This is a genomic window from Acinetobacter sp. YH12129, assembly GCF_013418685.1.
Lineage (GTDB): Bacteria > Pseudomonadota > Gammaproteobacteria > Pseudomonadales > Moraxellaceae > Acinetobacter > Acinetobacter amyesii.
Genome location: NZ_VPBP01000004.1, coordinates 32486 through 54350 on the forward strand (window position 1 = coordinate 32486; position 21865 = coordinate 54350).

Annotated in this window: 19 protein-coding genes and 1 pseudogene; 16 read left to right on the top strand and 4 right to left on the bottom strand. The window is 40.1% G+C overall.

Going from position 1 to position 21865, the window contains the following annotated elements:
• Positions 1-123: 123 nt before the first annotated feature.
• Positions 124-1512, bottom strand: a complete 1389-nt coding sequence (gene radA, locus FTU65_RS03685) for a DNA repair protein RadA (RefSeq protein ID WP_180003350.1) — start codon at positions 1510-1512, stop codon at positions 124-126.
• 185 nt (positions 1513-1697) lie between these two features.
• On the opposite strand from radA, the pseudogene FTU65_RS03690 reads away from it, so the two are divergent.
• Positions 1698-2054: pseudogene (locus tag FTU65_RS03690) on the top strand (hypothetical protein); the annotation flags it as partial.
• A gap of 243 nt (positions 2055-2297) precedes the next feature.
• On the opposite strand, the gene FTU65_RS03695 reads toward FTU65_RS03690, so the two are convergent.
• On the bottom strand, positions 2298-3653 hold the full coding sequence (locus FTU65_RS03695) for a sodium:alanine symporter family protein (RefSeq protein WP_180065027.1): 1356 nt from the start codon (positions 3651-3653) through the stop codon (positions 2298-2300).
• A 330-nt stretch (positions 3654-3983) separates the two neighbouring features.
• On the opposite strand from FTU65_RS03695, the gene FTU65_RS03700 reads away from it, so the two are divergent.
• The 7 genes from FTU65_RS03700 to FTU65_RS03730 all read left to right on the top strand — a co-directional run bounded on the left by FTU65_RS03700 (position 3984) and on the right by FTU65_RS03730 (position 10635).
• Positions 3984-5387 carry an amino acid permease gene (locus FTU65_RS03700; protein ID WP_180009988.1) on the top strand — a complete coding sequence of 468 codons (1404 nt, stop codon included), beginning with the start codon at positions 3984-3986 and terminating at the stop codon, positions 5385-5387.
• Between the two features lie 344 nt (positions 5388-5731).
• A complete protein-coding gene (locus tag FTU65_RS03705) occupies positions 5732-5941 on the top strand; it encodes a lipoprotein (protein ID WP_372491094.1) in 210 nt (69 codons plus the stop codon).
• Between the two features lie 24 nt (positions 5942-5965).
• Positions 5966-7210, top strand: coding sequence for a diaminopimelate decarboxylase (lysA, locus tag FTU65_RS03710; RefSeq protein ID WP_180065026.1), 1245 nt, complete (start codon positions 5966-5968; stop codon positions 7208-7210).
• A 13-nt stretch (positions 7211-7223) separates the two neighbouring features.
• Positions 7224-8069, top strand: a complete 846-nt coding sequence (dapF, locus tag FTU65_RS03715) for a diaminopimelate epimerase (protein ID WP_111883917.1) — start codon at positions 7224-7226, stop codon at positions 8067-8069.
• Between the two features lie 84 nt (positions 8070-8153).
• Positions 8154-8987 carry an enhanced serine sensitivity protein SseB C-terminal domain-containing protein gene (locus FTU65_RS03720; RefSeq protein WP_180065025.1) on the top strand — a complete coding sequence of 278 codons (834 nt, stop codon included), beginning with the start codon at positions 8154-8156 and terminating at the stop codon, positions 8985-8987.
• A gap of 71 nt (positions 8988-9058) precedes the next feature.
• Positions 9059-9982, top strand: a complete 924-nt coding sequence (locus FTU65_RS03725; protein ID WP_180008330.1) for a tyrosine recombinase XerC — start codon at positions 9059-9061, stop codon at positions 9980-9982.
• Between the two features lie 281 nt (positions 9983-10263).
• A complete protein-coding gene (locus FTU65_RS03730; protein WP_168378267.1) occupies positions 10264-10635 on the top strand; it encodes a hypothetical protein in 372 nt (123 codons plus the stop codon).
• Positions 10636-11084: 449 nt separating this feature from the next.
• On the opposite strand, the gene FTU65_RS03735 is transcribed toward FTU65_RS03730, so the two are convergent.
• Complete coding sequence (locus tag FTU65_RS03735; RefSeq protein ID WP_180056054.1) at positions 11085-11579, bottom strand: Lrp/AsnC family transcriptional regulator; 495 nt, start codon at positions 11577-11579, stop codon at positions 11085-11087.
• A gap of 113 nt (positions 11580-11692) precedes the next feature.
• On the opposite strand from FTU65_RS03735, the gene FTU65_RS03740 reads away from it, so the two are divergent.
• The 7 genes from FTU65_RS03740 to FTU65_RS03765 all read left to right on the top strand — a co-directional run bounded on the left by FTU65_RS03740 (position 11693) and on the right by FTU65_RS03765 (position 19407).
• Complete coding sequence (locus tag FTU65_RS03740; RefSeq protein WP_168378266.1) at positions 11693-12298, top strand: LysE family translocator; 606 nt, start codon at positions 11693-11695, stop codon at positions 12296-12298.
• A gap of 527 nt (positions 12299-12825) precedes the next feature.
• On the top strand, positions 12826-13578 hold the full coding sequence (locus FTU65_RS03745; RefSeq protein ID WP_078192067.1) for an electron transfer flavoprotein subunit beta/FixA family protein: 753 nt from the start codon (positions 12826-12828) through the stop codon (positions 13576-13578).
• 18 nt (positions 13579-13596) lie between these two features.
• A complete protein-coding gene (locus FTU65_RS03750; RefSeq protein WP_180066371.1) occupies positions 13597-14529 on the top strand; it encodes an FAD-binding protein in 933 nt (310 codons plus the stop codon).
• A gap of 453 nt (positions 14530-14982) precedes the next feature.
• Entirely contained in the window at positions 14983-15300 is a 318-nt protein-coding gene (locus FTU65_RS16215; protein ID WP_257222953.1) for a hypothetical protein, read from the top strand.
• A gap of 6 nt (positions 15301-15306) precedes the next feature.
• Positions 15307-15615: a hypothetical protein gene (locus FTU65_RS16220; protein ID WP_257222954.1), complete on the top strand. Its 309-nt coding sequence runs from the start codon at positions 15307-15309 to the stop codon at positions 15613-15615.
• A gap of 290 nt (positions 15616-15905) precedes the next feature.
• Positions 15906-18890 (top strand): DNA gyrase subunit A, encoded by a 2985-nt coding sequence (gyrA, locus tag FTU65_RS03760; protein ID WP_180039635.1) that lies wholly within the window; start codon positions 15906-15908, stop codon positions 18888-18890.
• A gap of 73 nt (positions 18891-18963) precedes the next feature.
• On the top strand, positions 18964-19407 hold the full coding sequence (locus FTU65_RS03765) for a DUF3887 domain-containing protein (RefSeq protein WP_180039637.1): 444 nt from the start codon (positions 18964-18966) through the stop codon (positions 19405-19407).
• Between the two features lie 67 nt (positions 19408-19474).
• Here FTU65_RS03765 and gltP read toward each other — a convergent pair whose 3' ends face one another.
• Positions 19475-20770: a glutamate/aspartate:proton symporter GltP gene (gltP, locus tag FTU65_RS03770; protein WP_180066373.1), complete on the bottom strand. Its 1296-nt coding sequence runs from the start codon at positions 20768-20770 to the stop codon at positions 19475-19477.
• Between the two features lie 460 nt (positions 20771-21230).
• On the opposite strand from gltP, the gene FTU65_RS03775 reads away from it, so the two are divergent.
• Complete coding sequence (locus tag FTU65_RS03775; protein ID WP_180065021.1) at positions 21231-21779, top strand: hypothetical protein; 549 nt, start codon at positions 21231-21233, stop codon at positions 21777-21779.
• Positions 21780-21865: the final 86 nt, after the last annotated feature.

Sequence of the window (21865 nt, forward strand, 5' to 3'; positions counted from 1 at the left end):
CAAATTTTCCTATATCTATATAAAGTTAAAATAGCCATCTAGTTATGCCGCCATTTGTATTGAATTTCAATAGAACATCGGTAAAAAATTGAAAATTCATTCAAAATAAACTAATCAACGTGACTAAGACTCATCGGTCAGCGTAATTGCCTGACTCAACGCCTCATGTAAACGTGCGACAGAAATAATCTCTACACCTGAAATGGGTTTTTGCGGTGCATTACCACGAGGTAAAATAATGGTTTTAAAACCATGCTTAATGGCTTCTTTGAGTCGTTCCTGTCCATTGGGTACAGGACGGATTTCGCCTGAAAGTCCGACTTCGCCAAATACCGCCAAATGCTGTGGCAGGGCTTTAGCTCTTAAGCTAGAGGCACAGGCTAAAAGTACCGCAAGGTCAGAACCGGTTTCCGTGATTTTTAAGCCACCGACGACATTGACATAGACATCTTGTCCTGCGGTTTGTACGCCACCATGACGGTGCATAACGGCTAAAAGCATGTTTAAACGGTTTTGTTCTAAACCTAAGGCCACGCGCCGAGGTTGTCCGTGCGCATCATCTACCAAAGCCTGAACTTCAACCAAAAGTGGGCGTGTACCTTCACGGCTAATCATGACAATGGAACCCGGAATGGCTTCATCATAACGACTAAGGAAAATAGCGGATGGGTTTGATACTTCACGCAGACCTTTATCAGTCATGCCAAATACCCCAAGCTCGTTGACCGCACCAAAACGGTTTTTCACCGCACGAATCATACGGAAGCGAGAGTCAGACTGACCTTCAAAATACAAAACACAATCGACCATGTGCTCAAGCACGCGAGGGCCGGCCAAAGAACCTTCTTTTGTTACGTGACCGACAATAAACAGTGCAGTGCCACTATTTTTGGCAAAGCGGGTCAGGAGTGCAGCCGATTCACGAATTTGGGAAACACCGCCCGGCGCAGACTGGAGTGTTTCGGTGTATAGGGTTTGGATCGAATCTAAAATGGCCACGGCAGGGCGTTCATGTGCCAATACTTCGCAAATACGCTCGACACAGGTTTCTGCCATGACTTTAAGTTGATCGGTCGGCAAATCTAGGCGCTGGGCACGTAGCGCCACCTGAGACAAAGATTCCTCACCTGTGACATATAAGGCAGAACTTTTACTCGCCGCCATATAGGTTGCGGTTTGTAGCAAAATAGTGGATTTACCAATGCCGGGGTCACCACCAATCAGCACAACTGAACCTGTGACCAGTCCACCACCGAGTACACGGTCAAATTCACCAATACCTGTTGCCATTCGGGTTTCATGCGAAACAGAAACTTGATTTAAGGTGGTCACAGCAGCGGCTTGACCTGCATAGCCACCGCCCATTTTAGGCTGTGCACGGTGTGTAACGGCGGGTGCAATATTGACTTCGACTAATGAATTCCATTCACCACATTCGGTACATTGACCGGCCCATTTGGGATGATCAGCACCACATTGTTCACATCGATAGACACTTTTTGCTTTCGCCATAATATTTACTGTGCACAAACTCAAATTGAGTCACAGCATAGCGGTGAATACATCGAAAAACCAAGTTTTTATCGCATGAAATGACTGTTGAAGGTCAATTGATGTCGTTTTATTTTCAATAGCTGCACTTTTATATAGTAAGCACTTTATAATAGCGCATTATATTTTTTGAAATGGGTCACCACATGACTGAACTATTACGACATATCGATGCCATTGCACGTGAAAAAAATCGTGATGTGTTATTTGTGCATTTTGAAGAATATGATCATCAACATCCTGAGAAAAATACGGTACGTAATGACGTTATGCACTGGTTTGACCTGCAAAATCTCGAGTATTTCCCTTGTATGGGGCTAGAAGGTGAGTCTTTGATCGATAGCTATACAGGTGATTTATACCTTGACGTACCTTTTGATGAAAGCAGCCCTGCATATAAAACTCTCAGTGAATATCTTGAAGATGAACAAGGGAACATGAAAATTCAGGGGGTATTGTTCTTTTCTTTATCCTTGGAAATTGCCTTAGAAATCGAAGCGGATCTGATGGAAGCCAGTGCTGTAGATTCTGAATATGCTGAAAATGAGTTTGGTGACCAATTTGGCGAAGGCTTTATTGAAGATGCTGAGTCAGATCAAAAGGATGAATCCAATGAAAGCAACACGAAAAACGACAAATTTGATGATGGTCAAATCGGTACGATTCAATAAGTAAATATCGATTATCAGTCCGAATAAAAAAGCCACGTGAATTCACGTGGCTTTTTGTTTAGTAGCGTGAAAGGATTAGTACAGTTCACCTGATTTACGACGTGCAATAAAGTCCTTCGATTCTTTGGCAATAACACCAGAAAGTAACAACAGCGCAATTAAGTTTGGTACAGCCATCAAACCGTTAAAGGTATCGGCAAATAACCACACAAGATCAAGAGTCGCCACACAGCCTACAAAGACTGAAGCGATGTAAATCAAACGGTAAATCAAGACAAACTTTTCACCAAGTAAGTAAGTACAGCATTTTTCACCATAGTAACTCCAACCTAAAATGGTTGAGTATGCAAAGAAAATAATCCCGAAGGTGACGATCAAGCCGCCAAAACCCGGTAATAATTTATCAAATACGCTGATAGTTAAAACTGCACCAGTTTGGTCGCCAAAACTGTTGCCTGCCATAATAAAGCCCATGACCAAAACAATCCCGGTGATAGAACACACGATAATCGTATCGATAAATGTACCTGTCATTGAAACTAAACCTTGACGTGCAGGGTGATCCGTTTTCGCAGCAGCCGCGGCAATAGGTGCAGAACCCATACCTGCTTCGTTAGAGAAAACACCACGGGCAACACCATAACGAATAGCCGCACCAATCGCACCACCTGCCGCAGCTTCGCCAGTAAATGCATAGGTAAAGATTAATTTGAGAGAAGGAATGACCAATTCAAGATTATTTAAAATGATGATTAGTCCACCCAATACATAACCGACAGCCATAATAGGTACGATATAAGAGGATGCTTTAGAGATGGATTTAATTCCGCCGAGAATTACTAAAGCAGACAGAATAGTAATAACAATACCTGTAATCCACGTTTCAAGTCCGAGACTATTTTCAACAGCGAGGGCAACCGTATTGGACTGTACTGAACTGCCAATGCCGAAAGAGGCTAAAGTACCAAAGAGGGCAAAAATGACAGCGAGCCATTTCCACTTCAGTCCACGTTCAATGTAGTACATTGGACCGCCGCTCATTTCGCCATTTTCATTTTTTACGCGATATTTGACTGCGAGTACGCCTTCACCATATTTGGTTGCCATACCAAAGAGGGCTGTCATCCACATCCAAAATACTGCACCGGGGCCACCAAGGACGCAGGCTGTTGCAACGCCTGCGATATTACCTGTACCGATGGTTGCAGATAAAGCAGTCATAAGTGAGGCAAAATGTGAAATATCGCCTTCATGTGATTTGGCATGTTCATGCCTTCCAAACACTTGTTTAAATGCTAAAGGCAACATGCGGAATTGCCAGAATAGTAAACGGAAGGTGAGGAATACACCTGTTCCGACAATGAGGACCAACATGTATGGGCCCCAGACCCAACCGCTGAGTGTATTCATGAGTGTGTGTAGATCTTGCATAGTATCTTTCTTCTTATCGGTCCTGAGTGAATGCTACATTTTTGATATCTGTAGCAATTGATATGCCATTGTTAGAAACTTCCATGATTTTTGGCATAAATTTTTTATCGTTGGGAAAATATTTTTTGCATAGAATTGAAGTTTTTACAAGTAAATTGTTGTTTTGTTTGTCGCTTTGAATTTGGGATAGAGGTTAAGATTTTTATATATAAGAAAAATAAATTAACTTTGTCACTTAATCCGAAAATATAGATGATGAAAAATAATTTTGTATTTTCTGAAACTTTTACGTTAATTTGTCGCAATTGGAACGCGAAGTTGAATTAAATAATGTCAAATGAGAGTCATGGATCGCACGCCGATAGCGGCGATTTGAAACGAAGCCTGTCCAACCGACACCTGCAATTGATTGCGATTGGTGGTGCGATTGGTACAGGTTTATTTATGGGGTCAGGAAAGACCATCAGTTTAGCTGGTCCGTCCATCCTTATTATCTATATGATTATTGGTTTTATGGTTTTCCTCGTCATGCGTGCATTAGGCGAGTTATTACTATCAAATCTTGAATATAAATCTTTTATCGATTTTGCAACCGACTTAATCGGCCCGTGGGCAGGTTATTTTGTGGGTTGGACCTATTGGCTGTGCTGGATCACTATAGGGATTGCTGATTTATCGGCCATCATTTATTACCTGCAATTCTTTAATGGAGGTAACCCGTTCTCGCCCGAAGAAGGGGTGATGATCAGTGTTGCCGCCATTGTGTTTATCATGGGTTTAAACCTTGTTACGGTTAAACTTTTTGGTGAATTAGAGTTTTGGTTTGCACTGATTAAGATTATTGCAATCGTGGTGCTCATTGGTGTCGGTCTTTGGATGATCTTTACCGGTTTTACCTCATCGACAGGTGAAATCGCATCATTCACACATTTATGGTCACATGGTGGTCTATTCCCAACAGGAGTAACTGGCTTCTTGGCAGGTTTCCAAATCGCCATTTTTGCCTTTGTCGGCGTAGAACTCGTGGGTACTACGGCAGCAGAAACCAAAGATCCAGAACACAACTTGCCTAAAGCTGTGAACTCGATTCCGATTCGTATCATTATTTTCTATGTGCTGGCACTTGTGATTGTGATGTCCGTTACGCCATGGAATGCCATTGACCCAAGCATTTCACCATTCGTGAACTTGTTTAGCCAAGCCGGTATTGCTGCTGCTGCGATTATTATGAACTTGGTTGTGTTGTCATCAGTTATGTCATCGATGAATAGTGGTGTGTTCTCGACTTCACGTATGTTGTTTGGTTTATCTCGTGAAGAGCAAGGTCCAAAAGCGTTTGGCCGTCTAAACTCACGTGCAGTTCCGGCAAATGCGTTGTATTTCTCGGCAGTTTGTTTACTGTTGGGTGCGGCATTACAGTATTTCGTACCGAACACGGTTGAAGCCTTCACTTTAGCAACTACACTTTCTACGATTTTATTTATCTGCGTATGGCTCATGATTATCTGGAGCTATATCGTTTACTATAAAACTCGTCCTGAGCTGCATGCGAAATCAACCTTTAAATTACCAGGTGGCTTATATACTTGCTGGCTTGTGATTATCTTCTTCATCGGCATGATTTATGTCTTGTCGCTAGAAGCAGATACCATGAAAGCGCTCATGGTGAGCCCAATTTGGTTCATCATTTTGATTATTGGCTATTTCGGTTTTTATAAGAAAAAGCACCATTAATTTACATTTTTGATCTGATGTAAAAACATAAAAAGCTGCTCCTGAGGGGGCAGCTTTTTTATTTGGATATGGACTTATTTTAAGTTAAAACAGACTGTTTATTAGCGTTTCGATTTGTATTAAACAGCATTCAAATTGATATGCTATTTCAGTGAAATCAATAGCCTGATCGAGCTAGAAATAAAGACAAATAAGGATTGAAAACAGCACCATCAAATTTTGCTTAAATTTAGTGCAGAATGGCAAAAAGCTCACTTGGAATTACAGGGCTTTTCTTTTATCCGCGGGTTGATCACGTTATACTCGGAAAAATCTTTTCATTAGGTACGTTTATGTATCGTTTTATGAATTATAAAATTATTGTATTAGCAAGTGCTGTGCTGCTGACCGCTTGTGGTCAGTCTGGTGCATTGCATTTACCTTCAGATGCAAATGCAGATAAGCGCGCAAAATATCTGATTTATCCAGATACGCCTGCACAGCAAAAGCAGGAAAAACAAGCGGCTCCTGTTGCAACTGAATCGGAATCTTCAAATTCTAACCCTACACCTTAATGCTTTTATAGAAAGGATACTTTCATGAGTTTCACCCGTACGAATGGGGTATTGCATGCAGAGCAATGTTCTTTACAACAGCTTGCACAGCAATATGGCACACCGCTTTATGTTTATTCAAAAGCTACTTTTGAAAAGCATTATTCAGATATGGATCGTGCATTTAGCTTTATCGACCATCAAATTTGTTTTGCGGTAAAGTCAAACTCTAATCTTGCGGTGTTAAACGTACTTGCCAAGCAGGGCGCTGGTTTTGATATCGTGACGGGTGGAGAACTCGCACGTGTGTTAAAAGCCGGTGGTGAAGCTTCTAAAATTGTATTCTCAGGTTTGGGTAAAACTGAAGCCGATATCCAAAAAGCATTGGACGTGGGTATTGCATGTTTTAACGTTGAATCACATGCAGAGTTGGATCGAATCCAAAAAGTTGCTGCTGCAATGGGTAAGAAAGCACCGATTTCATTGCGTGTAAATCCAGATGTGGATGCTAAAACCCATCCTTATATCTCTACGGGTTTAAAAGAAAATAAATTCGGTATTCCTTCAGACAGCGTTTTTGAAACTTATGCGTATGCGGCATCATTGCCAAATCTTGAGATTATCGGGATTGATTGTCATATCGGCTCACAGTTGACTGAAACTCAGCCTTTTGTTGATGCACTTGATCGTGTCATTGTGATGATCAATCAACTGAAAGAGATGGGTATTCATCTAAAACATATCGATATCGGTGGTGGCTTAGGCGTAACGTACAAAGACGAAGTTCCGCCAACCGTTGAAGAATATGCTCAGGCAATGCGTCCAGCTTTAGAGAAATTAGGCCTTAAGGTGTATATGGAACCGGGGCGTAGTATTTCTGCAAATGCAGGTGTGTTGTTAACCAAAGTTGATTTACTCAAACCGACCAATCATCGTAATTTTGCGATTATTGATGCTGCAATGAATGACTTAATACGTCCCGCTTTATATGAAGCATGGATGGATATTCAGGAAGTAACACCTCGTACAGATACAGAAAAGAAAGACTGGGATGTTGTTGGTGCGATTTGCGAAACCGGTGATTTCCTCGGTAAGCAACGTCAGTTGGCGATTCAAGAAAATGACGTGCTTGCAGTATTGGGTGCAGGTGCTTATGGTTTTGTCATGAGCTCAAACTACAACAGCCGCGGACGTGCTGCTGAAGTAATGGTTGACGGTGATCAGCCTCATTTGATTCGTGAGCGTGAAACCATCGAATCATTATGGGAACGTGAACGTTTATTGCCTTAAGGAGAAATTCGAGATGTTATTAGAATTTACCAAAATGCATGGCCTTGGCAATGACTTTATGGTGGTCGATCTGATTAGCCAACGGGCTTATTTAGATACAGTGACGATTCAGCGTTTGGCCGACCGTCATTTTGGTATTGGTTTTGATCAGCTTTTGATTGTAGAACCACCAGATTTACCCAACGTCGATTTTAAATACCGTATTTTTAATGCAGATGGTTCTGAAGTTGAACAATGCGGTAATGGCGTACGTTGTTTTGCGCGCTTTGTGCATGAACGTAAGTTGACCAGCAAAACCAAAATCAAAGTACAAACCAAGTCAGGTATCGTAGAGCCTGAATTAGGTGCAAATGGTTGGGTGCGCGTTAACATGGGTTATCCTCGCTTTTTGCCGCATGAAATTCCATTTATTGCGGAAGAGCCTGAAAACTTATACGACATTGCATTGGCGAATAATGAACAACTCACCATTGATGTGGTGAGTATGGGTAATCCGCATGCAGTGACGATCGTTCCTGATGTCATTACCGCAGACGTTGCTAAAATTGGTCCACAAGTCGAATCGCATGAGCGTTTTCCACAGCGAGTAAATGCTGGCTTTATGCAAATTGTGGATGAGAAACATGCACGCTTACGTGTATTTGAACGTGGTGTCGGTGAAACGATGGCCTGTGGTACAGGTGCTTGTGCAGCGGCAGTATCAGGTATGCGTCGTGGCTTATTAGCCAATTCGGTCGAAATAGAGTTGGCAGGTGGTAAGCTGCAAATTGAGTGGCAAGAAGGTGGTGTGGTCTGGATGACCGGACCAACCGCAACAGTTTACGAAGGACGCTTAGACTTAAGTTACTTCCAAGGTTAAACTCCAAGCCCTGATTCATTCAGGGCTTTTTTCACAAAATAAAAAGTGAATAAAAAATTATAATTCAATGGGATTGGAATCAACATGGAACAAATAAACGAAGAAATAAAAGAAGAAATCTTAGAGCAACTTTTTCATAAAGCCTTACATGAACCCGCGTATCGCCCAGAATTTTTAGCTCAGTTATTGGCAGCCAAAGTGTATTGTGTGGGAACAACAGGGGGACGTGATTCACGTATTGCCGAAGATTTGATCTTGGATGAAGGTGACAGTGTTCAATTGAAATCATGGGAAGATGAGACTTATGATTGCGTCATCCCATTTTTTACGTCCTTGGAAAAAATGCGGTTGGCAATATCTGAAGAGGAGTCGTATATCCGGCTACCAACCAAGGCATTATTTGAAATGACCATGGGGGCAAGGCTTGTATTGAATCCACAATCACCTGATGCGACGAAGGACTTTGTACCAGAAGAAATTCAACATTTGCTGAACGGGCAGTATATTCAGCCCTCAGAAAACTATGAAGTTACGGAAGATACGGAAGTTTTAATTGGTCAGCCGGCGGAATATCCGCAGTTTATGATTGATCAATTAAGCATTTTTTTCGGCACAGAGCGTGTGGTAAAAGCTGCTTATTTAGCGCAAATGCTGAATCAAGCTCGAGATGATTCACCGACTTTGTTGATCGGATTAGATTTAGAAGCAGGATTATCTGAACAACAAATTCAAGAATTGCACAGTAAAATTGGTCGTATCACACAGGATAGTTTAAAAGAGCAATGCCCAGTGGATCTGATCCATGTCAATCCACACAGTGCGGATGGTGTAGAAGGGTATTTGCTTAATGAAACGCAAGCTTTTTACCAACGTGTTGATGGTAAGCCTAAGGGGTTCTTTGCTAGACTCTTTTCATAAAATAGATATGTAAAATCGCTTTAGTGAACGTACTGCAACGCTAAAGCACATGTTGAAATGGGAGAAGACAGATGACGATGGATCAGAGTCAACTACTGACTATGTGGTTGAAGGAACGTGAAATTCAAAATCAGTCTAAACATACATTGCAAGCGTATGAGCGTGATGTCAGTGATTTTCTCCAATTTTGTACAATACGCAACTTGCCACTGCATGATGTTGAAAAGTCAGATCTGCGTGAATTTGTTGCTCATAAAGTGGAACAGTTTCAGCTCAGTCCAAGTAGTTTACAGCGCATGTTATCTTCGATACGCCAATTTATGAAATGGGCAGAACAAGGGGATTATCTTAGTTTCAACCCCGCAGATGATTTTCAGCTCAAACGCCAATCACGTCCTTTACCTGGATTGGTCGATATTGAAACCATTAAACAAATCATGGAACAGCCTGAGCCAGAAAGTGAAACTCAACGGCAACTTTGGATACGTGATAAAGCGATTTTGGAGTTGCTATATTCAAGTGGTTTACGTTTGGCTGAAGTGCAGGGCTTAACCATTCGAGATATTGATTTTAATCGCCAACTGTTACGTATTACGGGTAAAGGCAATAAAACACGCATTGTACCTTTTGGTTCTAAAGCAAAAGAGGCTGTGATGCATTGGTTGCAATTATATCCTGCATGGCATGGTGATTTTGTCCCAGAAGCCCAAGTTTTTATCACCCAAAAAGGTAATCCACTCGGGGTAAGGCAAATTGAAAATCGAGTTAAATTTCAAGCTCAACGTGCAGGTGTAAATGTCGATTTACATCCACACTTATTGCGTCATTGCTTCGCTAGCCATATGTTGTCCAATAGTGGTGACTTGCGTGCTGTACAAGAAATGTTGGGGCATAGTAATTTAACCACTACACAAATTTATACCCATGTGGATTTTGATCGATTGGCACAAGTTTATGATCAAGCCCATCCACGGGCGCAGCATAAAGATTCGTAACAATTGCAAATACGACTTTAGCTCGTAGTGGTCTAAATATTGCTTAAATTTATAGGCTAGATTTCATATTTTGCATCCTAAAGTGGTCTGCTTCATGAAAGTTAAATAAGGATGTGAAAAAATATTGGTAAAATTGACCGACATTTTGAACTATTGTCGCATTATAAAAATTCAAATTATCGGGTATAAAAATTGTCCATTATTGAATTGACGTAAGTGCCGAAGTGAAATTCGCTATTTACTAAATTGCTGTACCGTTAAAAAAATATATAGGCCATACCATGATTTCAGATATTCAAGAAAAATATGACCAGTTAAATGGTCAGCAAAAAGAAATTTTTGCAGGATACGGCTTACGCCAAATCAAGCACTTCGTTGAAATTGGTTTGCCTGAAATAGAAGCTGTATTACCTGAAGGTGCGCAGCTACAAGGGATTAATGCCGATGGAAAAGTTCAGGCGTTTAATGCGGCGACGGGCCAATACTTTATTTGGATTTCGGATAAACAATGGCAGCTTACCAATAAAGCAACTGCTAAATTTGACAGTAAAGAAGATGCCCTCACCATTTGGCGTATTTTTGATTTGGCAAAGTATGAACTTATTGACCTAAGCCACATCCATCGTGACTTTTTGGAAAATCAGCCAGCCTAAACCATTGGTCAAATAAACAACTCAAGGGCTATCTTCATTGGTTTTGGATGTTTAGCCCTTATATCACTCGCTCCATGACATGTTGTGATGCTTGTGAGCAGAGCGTTAGAGTGTTAATCTTCTTTGCATAGCTTAGTTGCTTAAACAAAAATTTCTAAATGCCAATCCGTTTCGCTGCTCAGTAATTCAACTCATTCAGTCTTGATAGTGTGAGCCTAAAAATCAATGGTTTTCCTACTTGAGCAATTGAGCTCAAAGACCTCCTAGATATTTCCTATTCAATTGCCGCAAATCATTATTTTTCTTTGCTTAAAATATAATGAAATACCGCATAGCTAAGTATTTGCATTCGAGGTTGTGAAGGTAATCCGTCACTACATTGGCAAGCTTGTAGTATCAGCCTCGTCGTTTCTGATGCTTGAGTTGTTCCTTGGCAGACCAATTTCTGTTTATAAATCTTCTAACGGTAACTGGAAGCTTTGTTTGATGATTTGGCTTGGTAAATCAGTCTTTACACTGGTGATGCCATTTTTCTTGGTTAAGTGAGTAGACTGAAATTTACGGTAACTTTCTAGGTCAGGCACCACAACTTTGAGCATTGCATCGCACTCACCCAAAATAATATAGCACTCCATGACTTGAGGAAGTTCTTTCATGGCTTCGATAAAAGTATCGATGGTTTCAGCATCTTGCCCAGTTAACCAAATACGAGAGAACAAAATTAATTGAAAGCCAATCTTTTGTGGATCGACCACGGTGGTGTAATTCTGAATCACACCTGCTTCTTCGAGTAATTTGACCCGACGTAAACAAGAAGAAGGAGAGAGTCCAATTTCCTTGGCTAAGTCATTATTTTGCATACGACCATTATTTTGAAGTGCGCGAATGATATTTTTATCAATACGATCCAGTTTAACTAGAATTGACTTAGAAGGTGTCTTCATAAAATAGAATATAATTCTAAAAATAATATCTATTATAGAATATTTGATATCCTATTTTAAAGCGATTCAAACATACTAATTTCACTTTCAGGACATAGAAAGGGAAAATTGAAATGTCTGTATTTGCTTTATTTGCCTTAACGGTAATTCCCCTTATTTTCACACCAGGACCCGATATGCTTTTTATCCTGTCACAAGTGATGGGTAAGGATGCAAAAGCAGGCATGATGGCTACAGTAGGTGTGTGTTCAGGTTATTTGGTTCACTCGATTTTGGTGGCATTGGGTATTGCTGCGATTATCGTGTCATTTCCACTACTGTTTGAAACAATCCGCTGGTTGGGGATTGCTTATCTTTTATATTTGGCGACGCATTTGCTACGTTCAGTATTTAGCAGTAAAAAATTAAGTATTGAGAAAAAGTCAGCGTCAAACCCGATTAAAAAAGGCTTTTTTACGGCTTTGCTGAACCCGAAAGGTATGTTGATTTATTTTGCAATTTTGCCGCAATTTATCGATAAATCAGCGAATACCGTGAGTCAAGGTTTGATTTTGTCCTTCATTTTTATTGGGCTGATTTTTGTGGTGTATTGTAGTTTAAGTGTGGTCTTTGCACGTATTACACAAAAAACTGAAATTGATGAACGCAAACAAAAGTGGGTTGATGGTACATCAGGCGGTTTATTGGCTCTTGCTGCGACATGGTTAATTGCCAATTAAAAACAGCAAATGTAAATAGAAATAATTGCCTTAACTAAAACCTTCGTGAAGGCGGAGGTTTTTTTATATGTGGTGAATATCGACACATATTAAGAATAAGAAAGAGAGAAAAACCCACCAATTAGCTTCGGAAAAGTGAAATTAGCGCTAAATTCATTATGCTTCTATCTTAAATGACAAGTTTAGATATGTTGCCGAATGTGTAGAGGGAAAGCTCTATTTCAGAAAGATTGATCGAAAATTGATATTAAATCAGATCTTTTGATGAGCTAAATCAAGTAAAAAAATAATAAAAATCAATGCTTAAAAAATAACTGAATAATGCGTTTTTTTGAATAACTGAAGCATTCTTTAAAAAATGTGAACGATAAGTTCAAGGAAATTACGCTTTTTTACAGGTCTTTCGATAATTGTGACTTGACCGAAATGCCGTACACATTGCAAGATAGGGCACCTAAAAAATTTAAAGTGAAGAGTTAATATAACTTTTCTCAACATTTACATTTGCTAAAACAGCCGAGGATTACATGAAGGCTCTTGTTGCTGTAAAACGTGTGGTTGATGCCAACGTTAAAGTTCGCGTTAAGCCGGACAACAGTGGTGTTGACTTAACGAACGTTAAAATGTCAATTAACCCATTCTGTGAAATCGCAGTGGAAGAAGCGGTTCGTTTAAAAGAAAAAGGAACTGTTTCAGAAATCGTTGTTGTTTCTATTGGTCCTAAAGAAGCTCAAGAACAAATCCGTTCTTCTATGGCGCTTGGTGCAGACCGCGGTATCCTTGTTGAAGCTGACGACAGCCAGTTAGGTGCACTTGAAGTTGCAAAAATCCTAAAAGGTGTTGTAGACGCTGAACAACCTCAATTGATCCTTCTTGGTAAACAAGCAATTGATGACGACTCTAACCAAGTTGGTCAGATGCTTGGTGCGCTTTTAGGTGCTGGCCAAGGTACTTTCGCTTCAGAAGTTAAAGTTGAAGGCGACAAAGTACAAGTGACTCGTGAAATCGACGGTGGTTTACAAACTGTTGAACTTGCACTTCCTGCAATTATCACCACTGACTTGCGTTTGAATGAGCCACGTTATGCTGCTCTTCCAAACATTATGAAAGCGCGTAAAAAGCCGCTTGATACTAAGTCACCTGCTGATTATGGCGTTTCACCTGCAACTAAGCTTAAAACTGTTAAAGTTGAAGCTCCTGCAGAACGTAAAGCGGGCGTACAAGTGAAGTCTGTAGACGAGCTTGTAGATAAATTGAAAAACGAAGCGAAAGTGATCTAATACAGAAGGATAAAAATCATGAGTATTTTAGTTATCGCTGAGCACAACAACAAAGCACTAAATGGTGCAACTCTTAACGTTGTTGCTGCAGCGCAAAAAATCGGTGGTGATATCACTGTATTAGTAGCTGGTTCAGGCGCTCAAGCAGTTGCAGATCAAGCAGCTAAAGTTGCGGGTGTAAGCAAAGTATTACTTGCTGACGACGCAGCTTATGCTAATCAATTGGCTGAAAACGTTGCTAAATTAGTTGCTTCTATCGGTGCGGGTTACACTCACATCCTTGCTGCTTCTACGACAACGGGCAAAAACGTACTTCCACGTGCCGCTGCGCTACTTGACGTAAGCATGATCACTGACATCATTGCTGTTGAAGGTCCTAAAACTTTCAAACGTCCAATCTATGCAGGCAACGCGATTGCAACTGTAGAGTCTGGCGAGTCTGTTGTAGTTGCGACTGTTCGTGGTACTGCATTTGATGCTGTTGCAAGCGAAGGCGGCTCTGCTGCAGTTGAAGCTGTTGCATCTACTGGTGATGCTGGTATTTCTAAGTTCGTTTCTGAAGAAATCGTGAAATCAGAACGTCCAGAATTAACAGCTGCGCGTATTGTTGTTTCAGGCGGTCGTGGTGTTGGTTCAGGTGAAAACTATCACACTGTTCTTGATCCATTAGCGGACAAGCTTGGTGCTGCGCAAGGCGCATCTCGTGCAGCAGTTGATGCTGGTTTCGTACCAAACGATATGCAAGTGGGTCAAACAGGTAAAATCGTTGCTCCTGACTTGTACATCGCTGTAGGTATCTCTGGTGCGATTCAGCACTTGGCAGGTATGAAAGAATCTAAAGTGATCGTTGCGATCAACAAAGATGAAGAAGCGCCAATTAACTCAGTAGCTGACTACTGGTTAGTGGGTGATTTGAATACTGTTGTTCCAGAATTAGTATCTAAAATCTAATTTCTGAACGCAGTTCAAAACGCTCCTAAGCTTATGGTTTAGGGGCGTTTTTATTGTTTGAAGAATTAGTAGGTCTTCTTGGCAATGTTTAATCGATTAATTATACGTAAATGTACATATATAAATTTGCACTTAGATGTTTCATGCTTATGAGGGTAGTGGATTCTTAGTTTAGTAGTTCAAAATTCATATGGTGTTTCTTATTATTGGTATTAGACACTACTTTAGCGTAAGGTATTTGTATGTTAAAACTTAAATGGTAAGTAAGCAGGCGCAATCGCTTGGTAATAGGATGGAGATTAATAAATTATAAAAAAATACAAAGATTTAAAATAAAATAATAAAAATTTATCCTTCAAGTTTGAATCTTAAACTTAAAGCAAGCTTAAAGGATTGTATATTTTGTGTTCACATTGCTTTTTTATTGAACTTGCCTTTAGGCGGAGTCTCCCTTTGAAATTTGATTTTCAGTTACCAATCAATGTATTGGTGCTGATGATCTGCTGTTTACTTTTTCCTGTTTTACAAAGTATCTCTTTTCCTTTATTTGATGGAATGACTGTTACAGCAGTTGAATCGGTCCAAGCATTGTTATTGCTGTTTTTTGCGATTTTTACTTTTTTCTATATTCGACCACTTGAAATGCAAGATGGAAAGAAACAATTTTGGTTGTGGGCTGTCGCATGGTGGTTGTTGCTATTTGGTCGTAGCATTAGCTGGGGGCGTGACTATTTTCCTGATGTGCCTAAACCTTATTTTCGTTTAATTTAGGTATTCATGATTGCACCTGTCGTCTTTATGCTGTTTTCGCCTTATTTACGCCAAGAAATCGCACGTAACTTAAAAACCTTGGCTTTACCAATTTGGCCATTGGGCTTGGTGATATTGGGCTTATTTATTTCTGATGCAGTTGAGCATAGTCGAAGTCTCAGTTTTTTATTTTTGTACGATTTGGCTTATAAAGATTTCATCGAAGAAGTTTATGAATTTCTGCTTATTTTAGGTTTGTTTCTAACAGCATACCCATGGATGCAGCAGGATCATGTGCCTCAAGAATTAGAGGTTATGCAATATCATAAAGAGTGATTTTTATCACATTTATGCCCCTAAATTTGAAGCTTCGAAAAGAAATCTTTTGAACATTAAACAACCTCTATTCGTAGAGGTTTTTTTCACAGCAAATAAAATCAAAATGCTTAAAATAAATACAAAAAATCATGGTTCTAGTGCAAGATGATTGGCACAAAAATCAGGGTTTTTATGCTATACTGTCCGACTTGATTTTTGATATTGGTTCAGTGTTTTTTGAACTAATTTTTACAGATTTACGATATATAAATGCGGGCAGAATTCTGCTTGTATAACAAGGAGTATGCATGAGCGTATCGGAAATTAGACCGATTGCCATTGAGGATGAACTGAAGAGCTCATATCTCGATTATGCAATGAGCGTGATTGTGTCACGTGCGTTGCCAGATGTCCGAGATGGTCTCAAACCTGTTCACCGTCGTGTGCTTTTTGCAATGCACGAATTGGGCAATGACTACAACAAAGCTTACAAAAAGTCTGCCCGTGTAGTCGGTGACGTCATCGGTAAATATCACCCACATGGTGACTTAGCTGTATACGAAACTATTGTTCGTATGGCTCAAGATTTCAGCTTACGCTACCAATTGGTTGATGGTCAGGGTAACTTCGGTTCTGTCGATGGGGACAGTGCAGCAGCAATGCGTTATACCGAAGTTCGTATGCGTAAATTGACCCACGAACTTTTAGCGGATCTTGAGAAAGATACCGTAGAGTGGGAAGACAACTACGACGGTTCTGAACGTATTCCACAAGTCATGCCAACACGTGTGCCTAACTTGTTGATTAACGGTGTAGCTGGTATTGCTGTAGGTATGGCAACCAATATGGCTCCGCATAACATGACAGAAGTCATTAATGCATGTCTTGCTTATGCCAACGATCCGCACATCAGCATTGAAGGATTAATGGAACACATTTCTGGTCCAGACTTCCCTACAGGCGGTATCATTTACGGTAAATCTGGCATTGTCGATGCGTACCGTACTGGTAAAGGCCGTTTGCATATCCGTGGTAAATATCACATTGAAGAAGACCAAAAATCGGGCCGTAGCACGATTGTCTTCACTGAAATTCCTTATCAAGTCAACAAAGCAAAAACCATTGAACGTATTGCTGAGTTGGTCAAAGAGAAAAAACTTGAAGGTATTTCTGAACTTCGTGATGAATCAGATAAAGAAGGGATGCGTATTGCAATTGACTTGAAGCGTGGTGAAAACGCTGAAGTGATTGTAAATAACTTATTCCAAAATACCCAATTAGAAAATTCATTCAGCATTAACATGGTCTGCCTCGATAATGGTCAGCCTAAATTAATGAACTTGAAAGATATTATTGCAGCGTTTATCCGTCATCGTCAGGAAGTGGTTACACGCCGTACCATGTTCGAACTGCGTAAAGCACGTGAACGTGGACATATCTTAGAAGGTTTGACGGTTGCACTCGCAAATATCGATGCGATCATTGAAACCATCAAAACATCTGCAAACCCTAGCGAAGCACGTGAACGTTTACAAGCGGGCGAGTGGGCAGGCGGTGGTGTTGTTGCATTGCTTGAAAAAGCAGGCGCGGTATCTGTCCGTCCAGATGAAATTGAAGGCGAAGATCCAGCACGCCCATTTGGTTTAACAGGTGCTATTTATCGTCTGTCTCCAACCCAAGTGGGTGCGATCTTAGAACTTCGTTTACATCGCTTAACCGGTCTAGAACAAGACAAGTTACAAGCTGAATATACAGAAATTCTTGGTCAAATTGCTGAATACACGGCAATTTTGAACGATTTCAACTTATTGATGAATGTGATTAAAGAAGAATTGGCTTTAATCCTTCAACAATATGGCGATGCACGTCGTACCGATATCGTGGAATCACGTATCGACTTCTCTCGTGAAGATTTAATCCCTGAAGAGCAAATGGTACTGACTGTTTCTAAATCAGGCTATGCAAAAACTCAACCATTGTCAGACTACGCTGCACAGCGTCGTGGTGGACGTGGTAAGTCTGCAACTTCAATGAAAGAAGACGATTACATCCAGCATTTGATCGTGACTTCAAACCACGCAACAGTGCTTTGCTTTACCAATGTAGGTAAAGTTTATCGTCTGAAAGTGTATGAAGTGCCTCAAGCATCTCGTGGTGCGAAAGGTCGTCCAATGGTGAACTTATTACCATTAGATGAAAACGAAACCATCACCGCTATTTTACCTGTAGTCGATGCGCCGAAGAAATTTAAAGAACGTTTGGCTGACTTTAAAGCATTTGTAAAAGCCAATAGTGCACAGCTACAAACCAATGAAGTGATTAACAGTCATTTTGTAGGCTTAGAAGCCGCACTTGCCGAGACTGAAGATGGTGCAGATGATTTATCTGATGCACTTCGTATTCAGTTGAAACAATTGGGCCTAGAGTTGTCTACGACTGATCTTGATGACGAAATCATCAATGACTTTGCACAGCAAGCGGAAGCCGTTCGTAAAAACTTCTACGTATTTATGGCAACAGAATACGGTACGATTAAACGTGTTGAGTTAGAACAATTCTCGAATGTTCGTTCAAACGGTCTACGCGCGATTGAACTCAATGGTGATGACACCTTAATCGGTGTTGCCATTACCGACGGCGAACAACAAATCATGTTGTTCTCAAACGAAGGTAAAGCCATTCGTTTTGCAGAAACTGACGTGCGTTCAATGGGTCGTTCTGCCAAAGGTGTTCGTGGTATGCGCGTGACCATTGGTGCAGCAGCTCAAGCTGAAGACGCTGAAGATGCGGATGTAGAGTCTGATGATGAAGATACCTCTGATTCAGCTCTCATTAGCCGTATTGTGTCATTGGTGGTTGTTCCTGAAACTGGTGAAGTACTTTGTGCTTCAGCTAATGGTTATGGTAAACGTACACCAGTAGATGACTTCCCAACTAAGAAACGTGGCGGTAAAGGTGTTATTGCAATTAAAACATCTGAACGTAACGGTGAACTTGTTGGTGCGGTAGCGATTGATGCGTCTAAAGAGCTAATGTTAATTTCAGATGGTGGTACGTTGGTTCGTACACGTGCGTCTGAAGTGGCACAAACAGGTCGTAATGCTCAAGGTGTTCGTTTGATCCGTTTAGGTGAAAGCGAAATCTTGGTCGGTGTTGTTGCGATCGAAGCAGTTGAAGAAGACGAAACTTTTGAAGAAGTGGAAGCAATCGAAACTGAGCAGCTTGTCGATGACTCAACGATTATTGATCAAAATGACAATGAATCAGATCTCAATGAGCCTGAAGAAGACTAATTGAAGATTTAGAAAAGAGGGCGCTACGGCGTCCTTTTTTATAGACAGATAATTTTAGATTGATGAGTACAATATGAAATTAAAATATTTTGCAATGGCTTCACTTATTGGGCTTGGCGGCTGTGACCAAATTGGCCAAAAAGCATTAAATGCAATACCAGACCCAAGTGTTGAACAGACTGAAGTAGCCCAAGCTGCCTATGATCAATTACGTGAAGGCAATTTTGAAAAGCTGTACACTTACTTTGAACCAGAACTCAAAGCGAAGTTTGAACAGAATGAAAAAGAGCTGCGTAAATTTGCACGAGGTATTCCGAAACAAGATTACTCACGCAAAAATATAGTGGCTAAGCACATTGAAAAATCGACTGAAAAACCGTCTTTATATACGGTCACTTATGAGTACGGTTATACCAATAAAAACCTTGTACAGTATGATGTAAGTTTTGATAAACCTGCAGGAAGTAACAAAATTCGAGATTTTAATATTTCAGTTTTTGGCGAAAAAAATAAATAAAGTTTGGTAAAAAATAAAACAAAGCTGTAAAAAAGGACGCCGAAGCGTCCTTTTTTATGTCATTAAATTAAGCGGCATCTTTTAGATTAGCGGCATAATTTTTTTGTTTTTCAGTATCAAATTGGCCTTCCCATTTACTGATCACCAGTACAGCAAGCGCGTTACCAATCACATTTAGTACAGTACGTGCCATATCTAAAATACGGTCAATACCCGCAATGAATGCCAGACCTTCAAGTGGAATACCGACACTGCCGAGAGTCGCTAGCAAGACCACGAAAGAAACGCCAGGTACACCTGCAATCCCTTTAGACGTAATCATCAAGGTCAGTACTAGAATCACTTGTTGGGTGATTGTCAGATCGATCCCGTAAAGCTGAGCAATAAAGATAGCTGCAATACTTTGATATAGGGTCGAACCATCGAGGTTAAATGAATAGCCAATTGGAATCACGAAACTGGTAATCGGTTTCGGAGCACCATAAGCTTCCATTTTTTCCATAATACGGGGTAGGACAGTTTCAGAACTTGCAGTTGAATACGCGAGAATCAATTCATCTTTTAAGATCTTGATAATGGCCCAAACACTGAAGCCACAGAATTTAGCAACTGCACCTAATACAATGAAAATAAAGAAGAAGATTGCACCATAAACTAAAACTGCGAGTTTAAGCAGTGGCACAAGTGAGCTGAAGCCGAAATTCGCAACAGTTGCAGCAATCAAGCCGAATACACCAATAGGTGCAAACATCATGATCATGTGCGTAACTTTAAACATCGTTTCAGAAACAGCGGTCAACACTTTAATTAAAGGTTGTTTTACTTCTTGATCAAGCGCACCTAAACCTACACCAAACATCACAGAGAAAAAGATGATTGGGAGCATTTGACCACTAGTCAAAGCTGCAAAAAAGTTAGATGGAATAAGTGAAAGTATTGTTTGAATCAAACCATGAGAATGTTCACTGACTTCATGTGTTGTTTCTTGATACTTTGAAATATCGACATGCGTCAATGCAGACATATCAATGCCGGCACCAGGTTGGAATACGTTGGCTGCAACTAAACCGACTAAAATAGCAACGGTGGTAATGATTTCAAAATAAATAATTGTTTTGAAACCAAGTTTACCTAAGTTACTACCGTGACTTGTATTGGCAATACCTAAAATAAGCATCGACACAACAAGCGGAATAACGATCATCTTAATGAGGTTAATAAAAATTGAGCCCAAAGGAGTCAAAAAGTTATTAACTAAAGCATCACGATATTCAGGAGAATAGTGTAGGAAAGCACCAACAAGTATACCTAGAATGAGAGCAATCACGATTTGCCAGGCAAGGCTCACCTTAATCTTTTTCATACATCAGCTCTTATGTCAGATTTGGGAGAAAAAAGCCCACAGTCATCCACGAACAAATGTTGCAGATAGACTGAATCCGCCATGACAAAAAGTTCTGAATAATTTGGGAGATAAATACGATAATATTTTGCAGTTTATATGAGAATACAGCCAACGATTTTGATCAAAACCAAACTGTTTGATCGATAAATTATCATTTTTAGTCGTATAAACGATTTTATTGTTAAATTTAATTTATAAAACGAATAAAATTGAGTTATTAATAAACACTTCACAAAATCTCTGATTTACCTAGAAAGATCGAAAAAACTAAATGTGAGCCTGTATTTTTCATTTTTATATAGAAGTTTGCTTTATACTTGTGAAGCAGATAAATCAGTGAAAATTCTATAAATCACACAGATTATTCGAAATAAATTTTAACTTTATATATTTTAATAATAAGCAGAGGGCTTGTACGGTGTTGAAAAAATTAGTCGTCATCATCGCTTTAATCTTACCTATAACGGCTTGTGAAAAAATTGGCGATTTCTTGATTGCAAAATTCGAATCAAGCCTACCAAGTGAGACAAGCTCCCAGCGTACCAAGTCAGAAAAATTATTCGCAGCACTACACCAACCCCATCAAGACAGCTTTTTGGCATTGGTTGAAGAAAATGTTCGTGATGCGATGCTAGCAGATCCAGAGCTGTTTTCACGTATGAAAAAGTTGATTCCTGTAGGTCAACCTAGCGCTGAAGCGGAAGTGATTCAGCGAATGGCAAATACTCGGCTGGGAGAAGGTAAGACCACAACAATTGTGTATAAATATGATTATCCGCAAAAAGAACTGTATATGAGTGTGGTCTTTGCAGGTCATGATGGGGACGATAAAGTGAAAGGATTCTGGCTTGAAAACGCTGCAGAAAAAGAATCTGATGATTTGGTTACTGAGATCACCTTAGATGCAGATGATTTTAATATTCAAGTGGATGAAGCATCGACTGTGACGCCAACAGCATACAGTTAATAGGTGGCAGAAAGCATTAAAATTTCAGACATGATTATATACAAAGCGTTCGAGTCTATGATGAATAGGTTTGAACGCATTTCGCT

Excerpts from the sequence above, each read along its gene's own strand:
- FTU65_RS03765 (WP_180039637.1), top strand. The coding sequence starts at position 18,964 with ATGAAATTAAAATATTTTGCAATGGCTTCACTTATTGGGCTTGGCGGC.
- FTU65_RS03700 (WP_180009988.1), top strand. The coding sequence starts at position 3,984 with ATGTCAAATGAGAGTCATGGATCGCACGCCGATAGCGGCGATTTGAAA.
- FTU65_RS03750 (WP_180066371.1), top strand. The coding sequence starts at position 13,597 with ATGAGTATTTTAGTTATCGCTGAGCACAACAACAAAGCACTAAATGGT.
- FTU65_RS03695 (WP_180065027.1), bottom strand. The coding sequence starts at position 3,653 with ATGCAAGATCTACACACACTCATGAATACACTCAGCGGTTGGGTCTGG.
- radA (WP_180003350.1), bottom strand. The coding sequence starts at position 1,512 with ATGGCGAAAGCAAAAAGTGTCTATCGATGTGAACAATGTGGTGCTGAT.
- FTU65_RS03740 (WP_168378266.1), top strand. The coding sequence starts at position 11,693 with ATGTCTGTATTTGCTTTATTTGCCTTAACGGTAATTCCCCTTATTTTC.
- dapF (WP_111883917.1), top strand. The coding sequence starts at position 7,224 with ATGTTATTAGAATTTACCAAAATGCATGGCCTTGGCAATGACTTTATG.
- lysA (WP_180065026.1), top strand. The coding sequence starts at position 5,966 with ATGAGTTTCACCCGTACGAATGGGGTATTGCATGCAGAGCAATGTTCT.
- gltP (WP_180066373.1), bottom strand. The coding sequence starts at position 20,770 with ATGAAAAAGATTAAGGTGAGCCTTGCCTGGCAAATCGTGATTGCTCTC.
- FTU65_RS03745 (WP_078192067.1), top strand. The coding sequence starts at position 12,826 with ATGAAGGCTCTTGTTGCTGTAAAACGTGTGGTTGATGCCAACGTTAAA.
- gyrA (WP_180039635.1), top strand. The coding sequence starts at position 15,906 with ATGAGCGTATCGGAAATTAGACCGATTGCCATTGAGGATGAACTGAAG.
- FTU65_RS03735 (WP_180056054.1), bottom strand. The coding sequence starts at position 11,579 with ATGAAGACACCTTCTAAGTCAATTCTAGTTAAACTGGATCGTATTGAT.
- FTU65_RS03730 (WP_168378267.1), top strand. The coding sequence starts at position 10,264 with ATGATTTCAGATATTCAAGAAAAATATGACCAGTTAAATGGTCAGCAA.
- FTU65_RS03720 (WP_180065025.1), top strand. The coding sequence starts at position 8,154 with ATGGAACAAATAAACGAAGAAATAAAAGAAGAAATCTTAGAGCAACTT.
- FTU65_RS03725 (WP_180008330.1), top strand. The coding sequence starts at position 9,059 with ATGACGATGGATCAGAGTCAACTACTGACTATGTGGTTGAAGGAACGT.
- FTU65_RS16220 (WP_257222954.1), top strand. The coding sequence starts at position 15,307 with ATGATTGCACCTGTCGTCTTTATGCTGTTTTCGCCTTATTTACGCCAA.
- FTU65_RS03705 (WP_372491094.1), top strand. The coding sequence starts at position 5,732 with ATGAATTATAAAATTATTGTATTAGCAAGTGCTGTGCTGCTGACCGCT.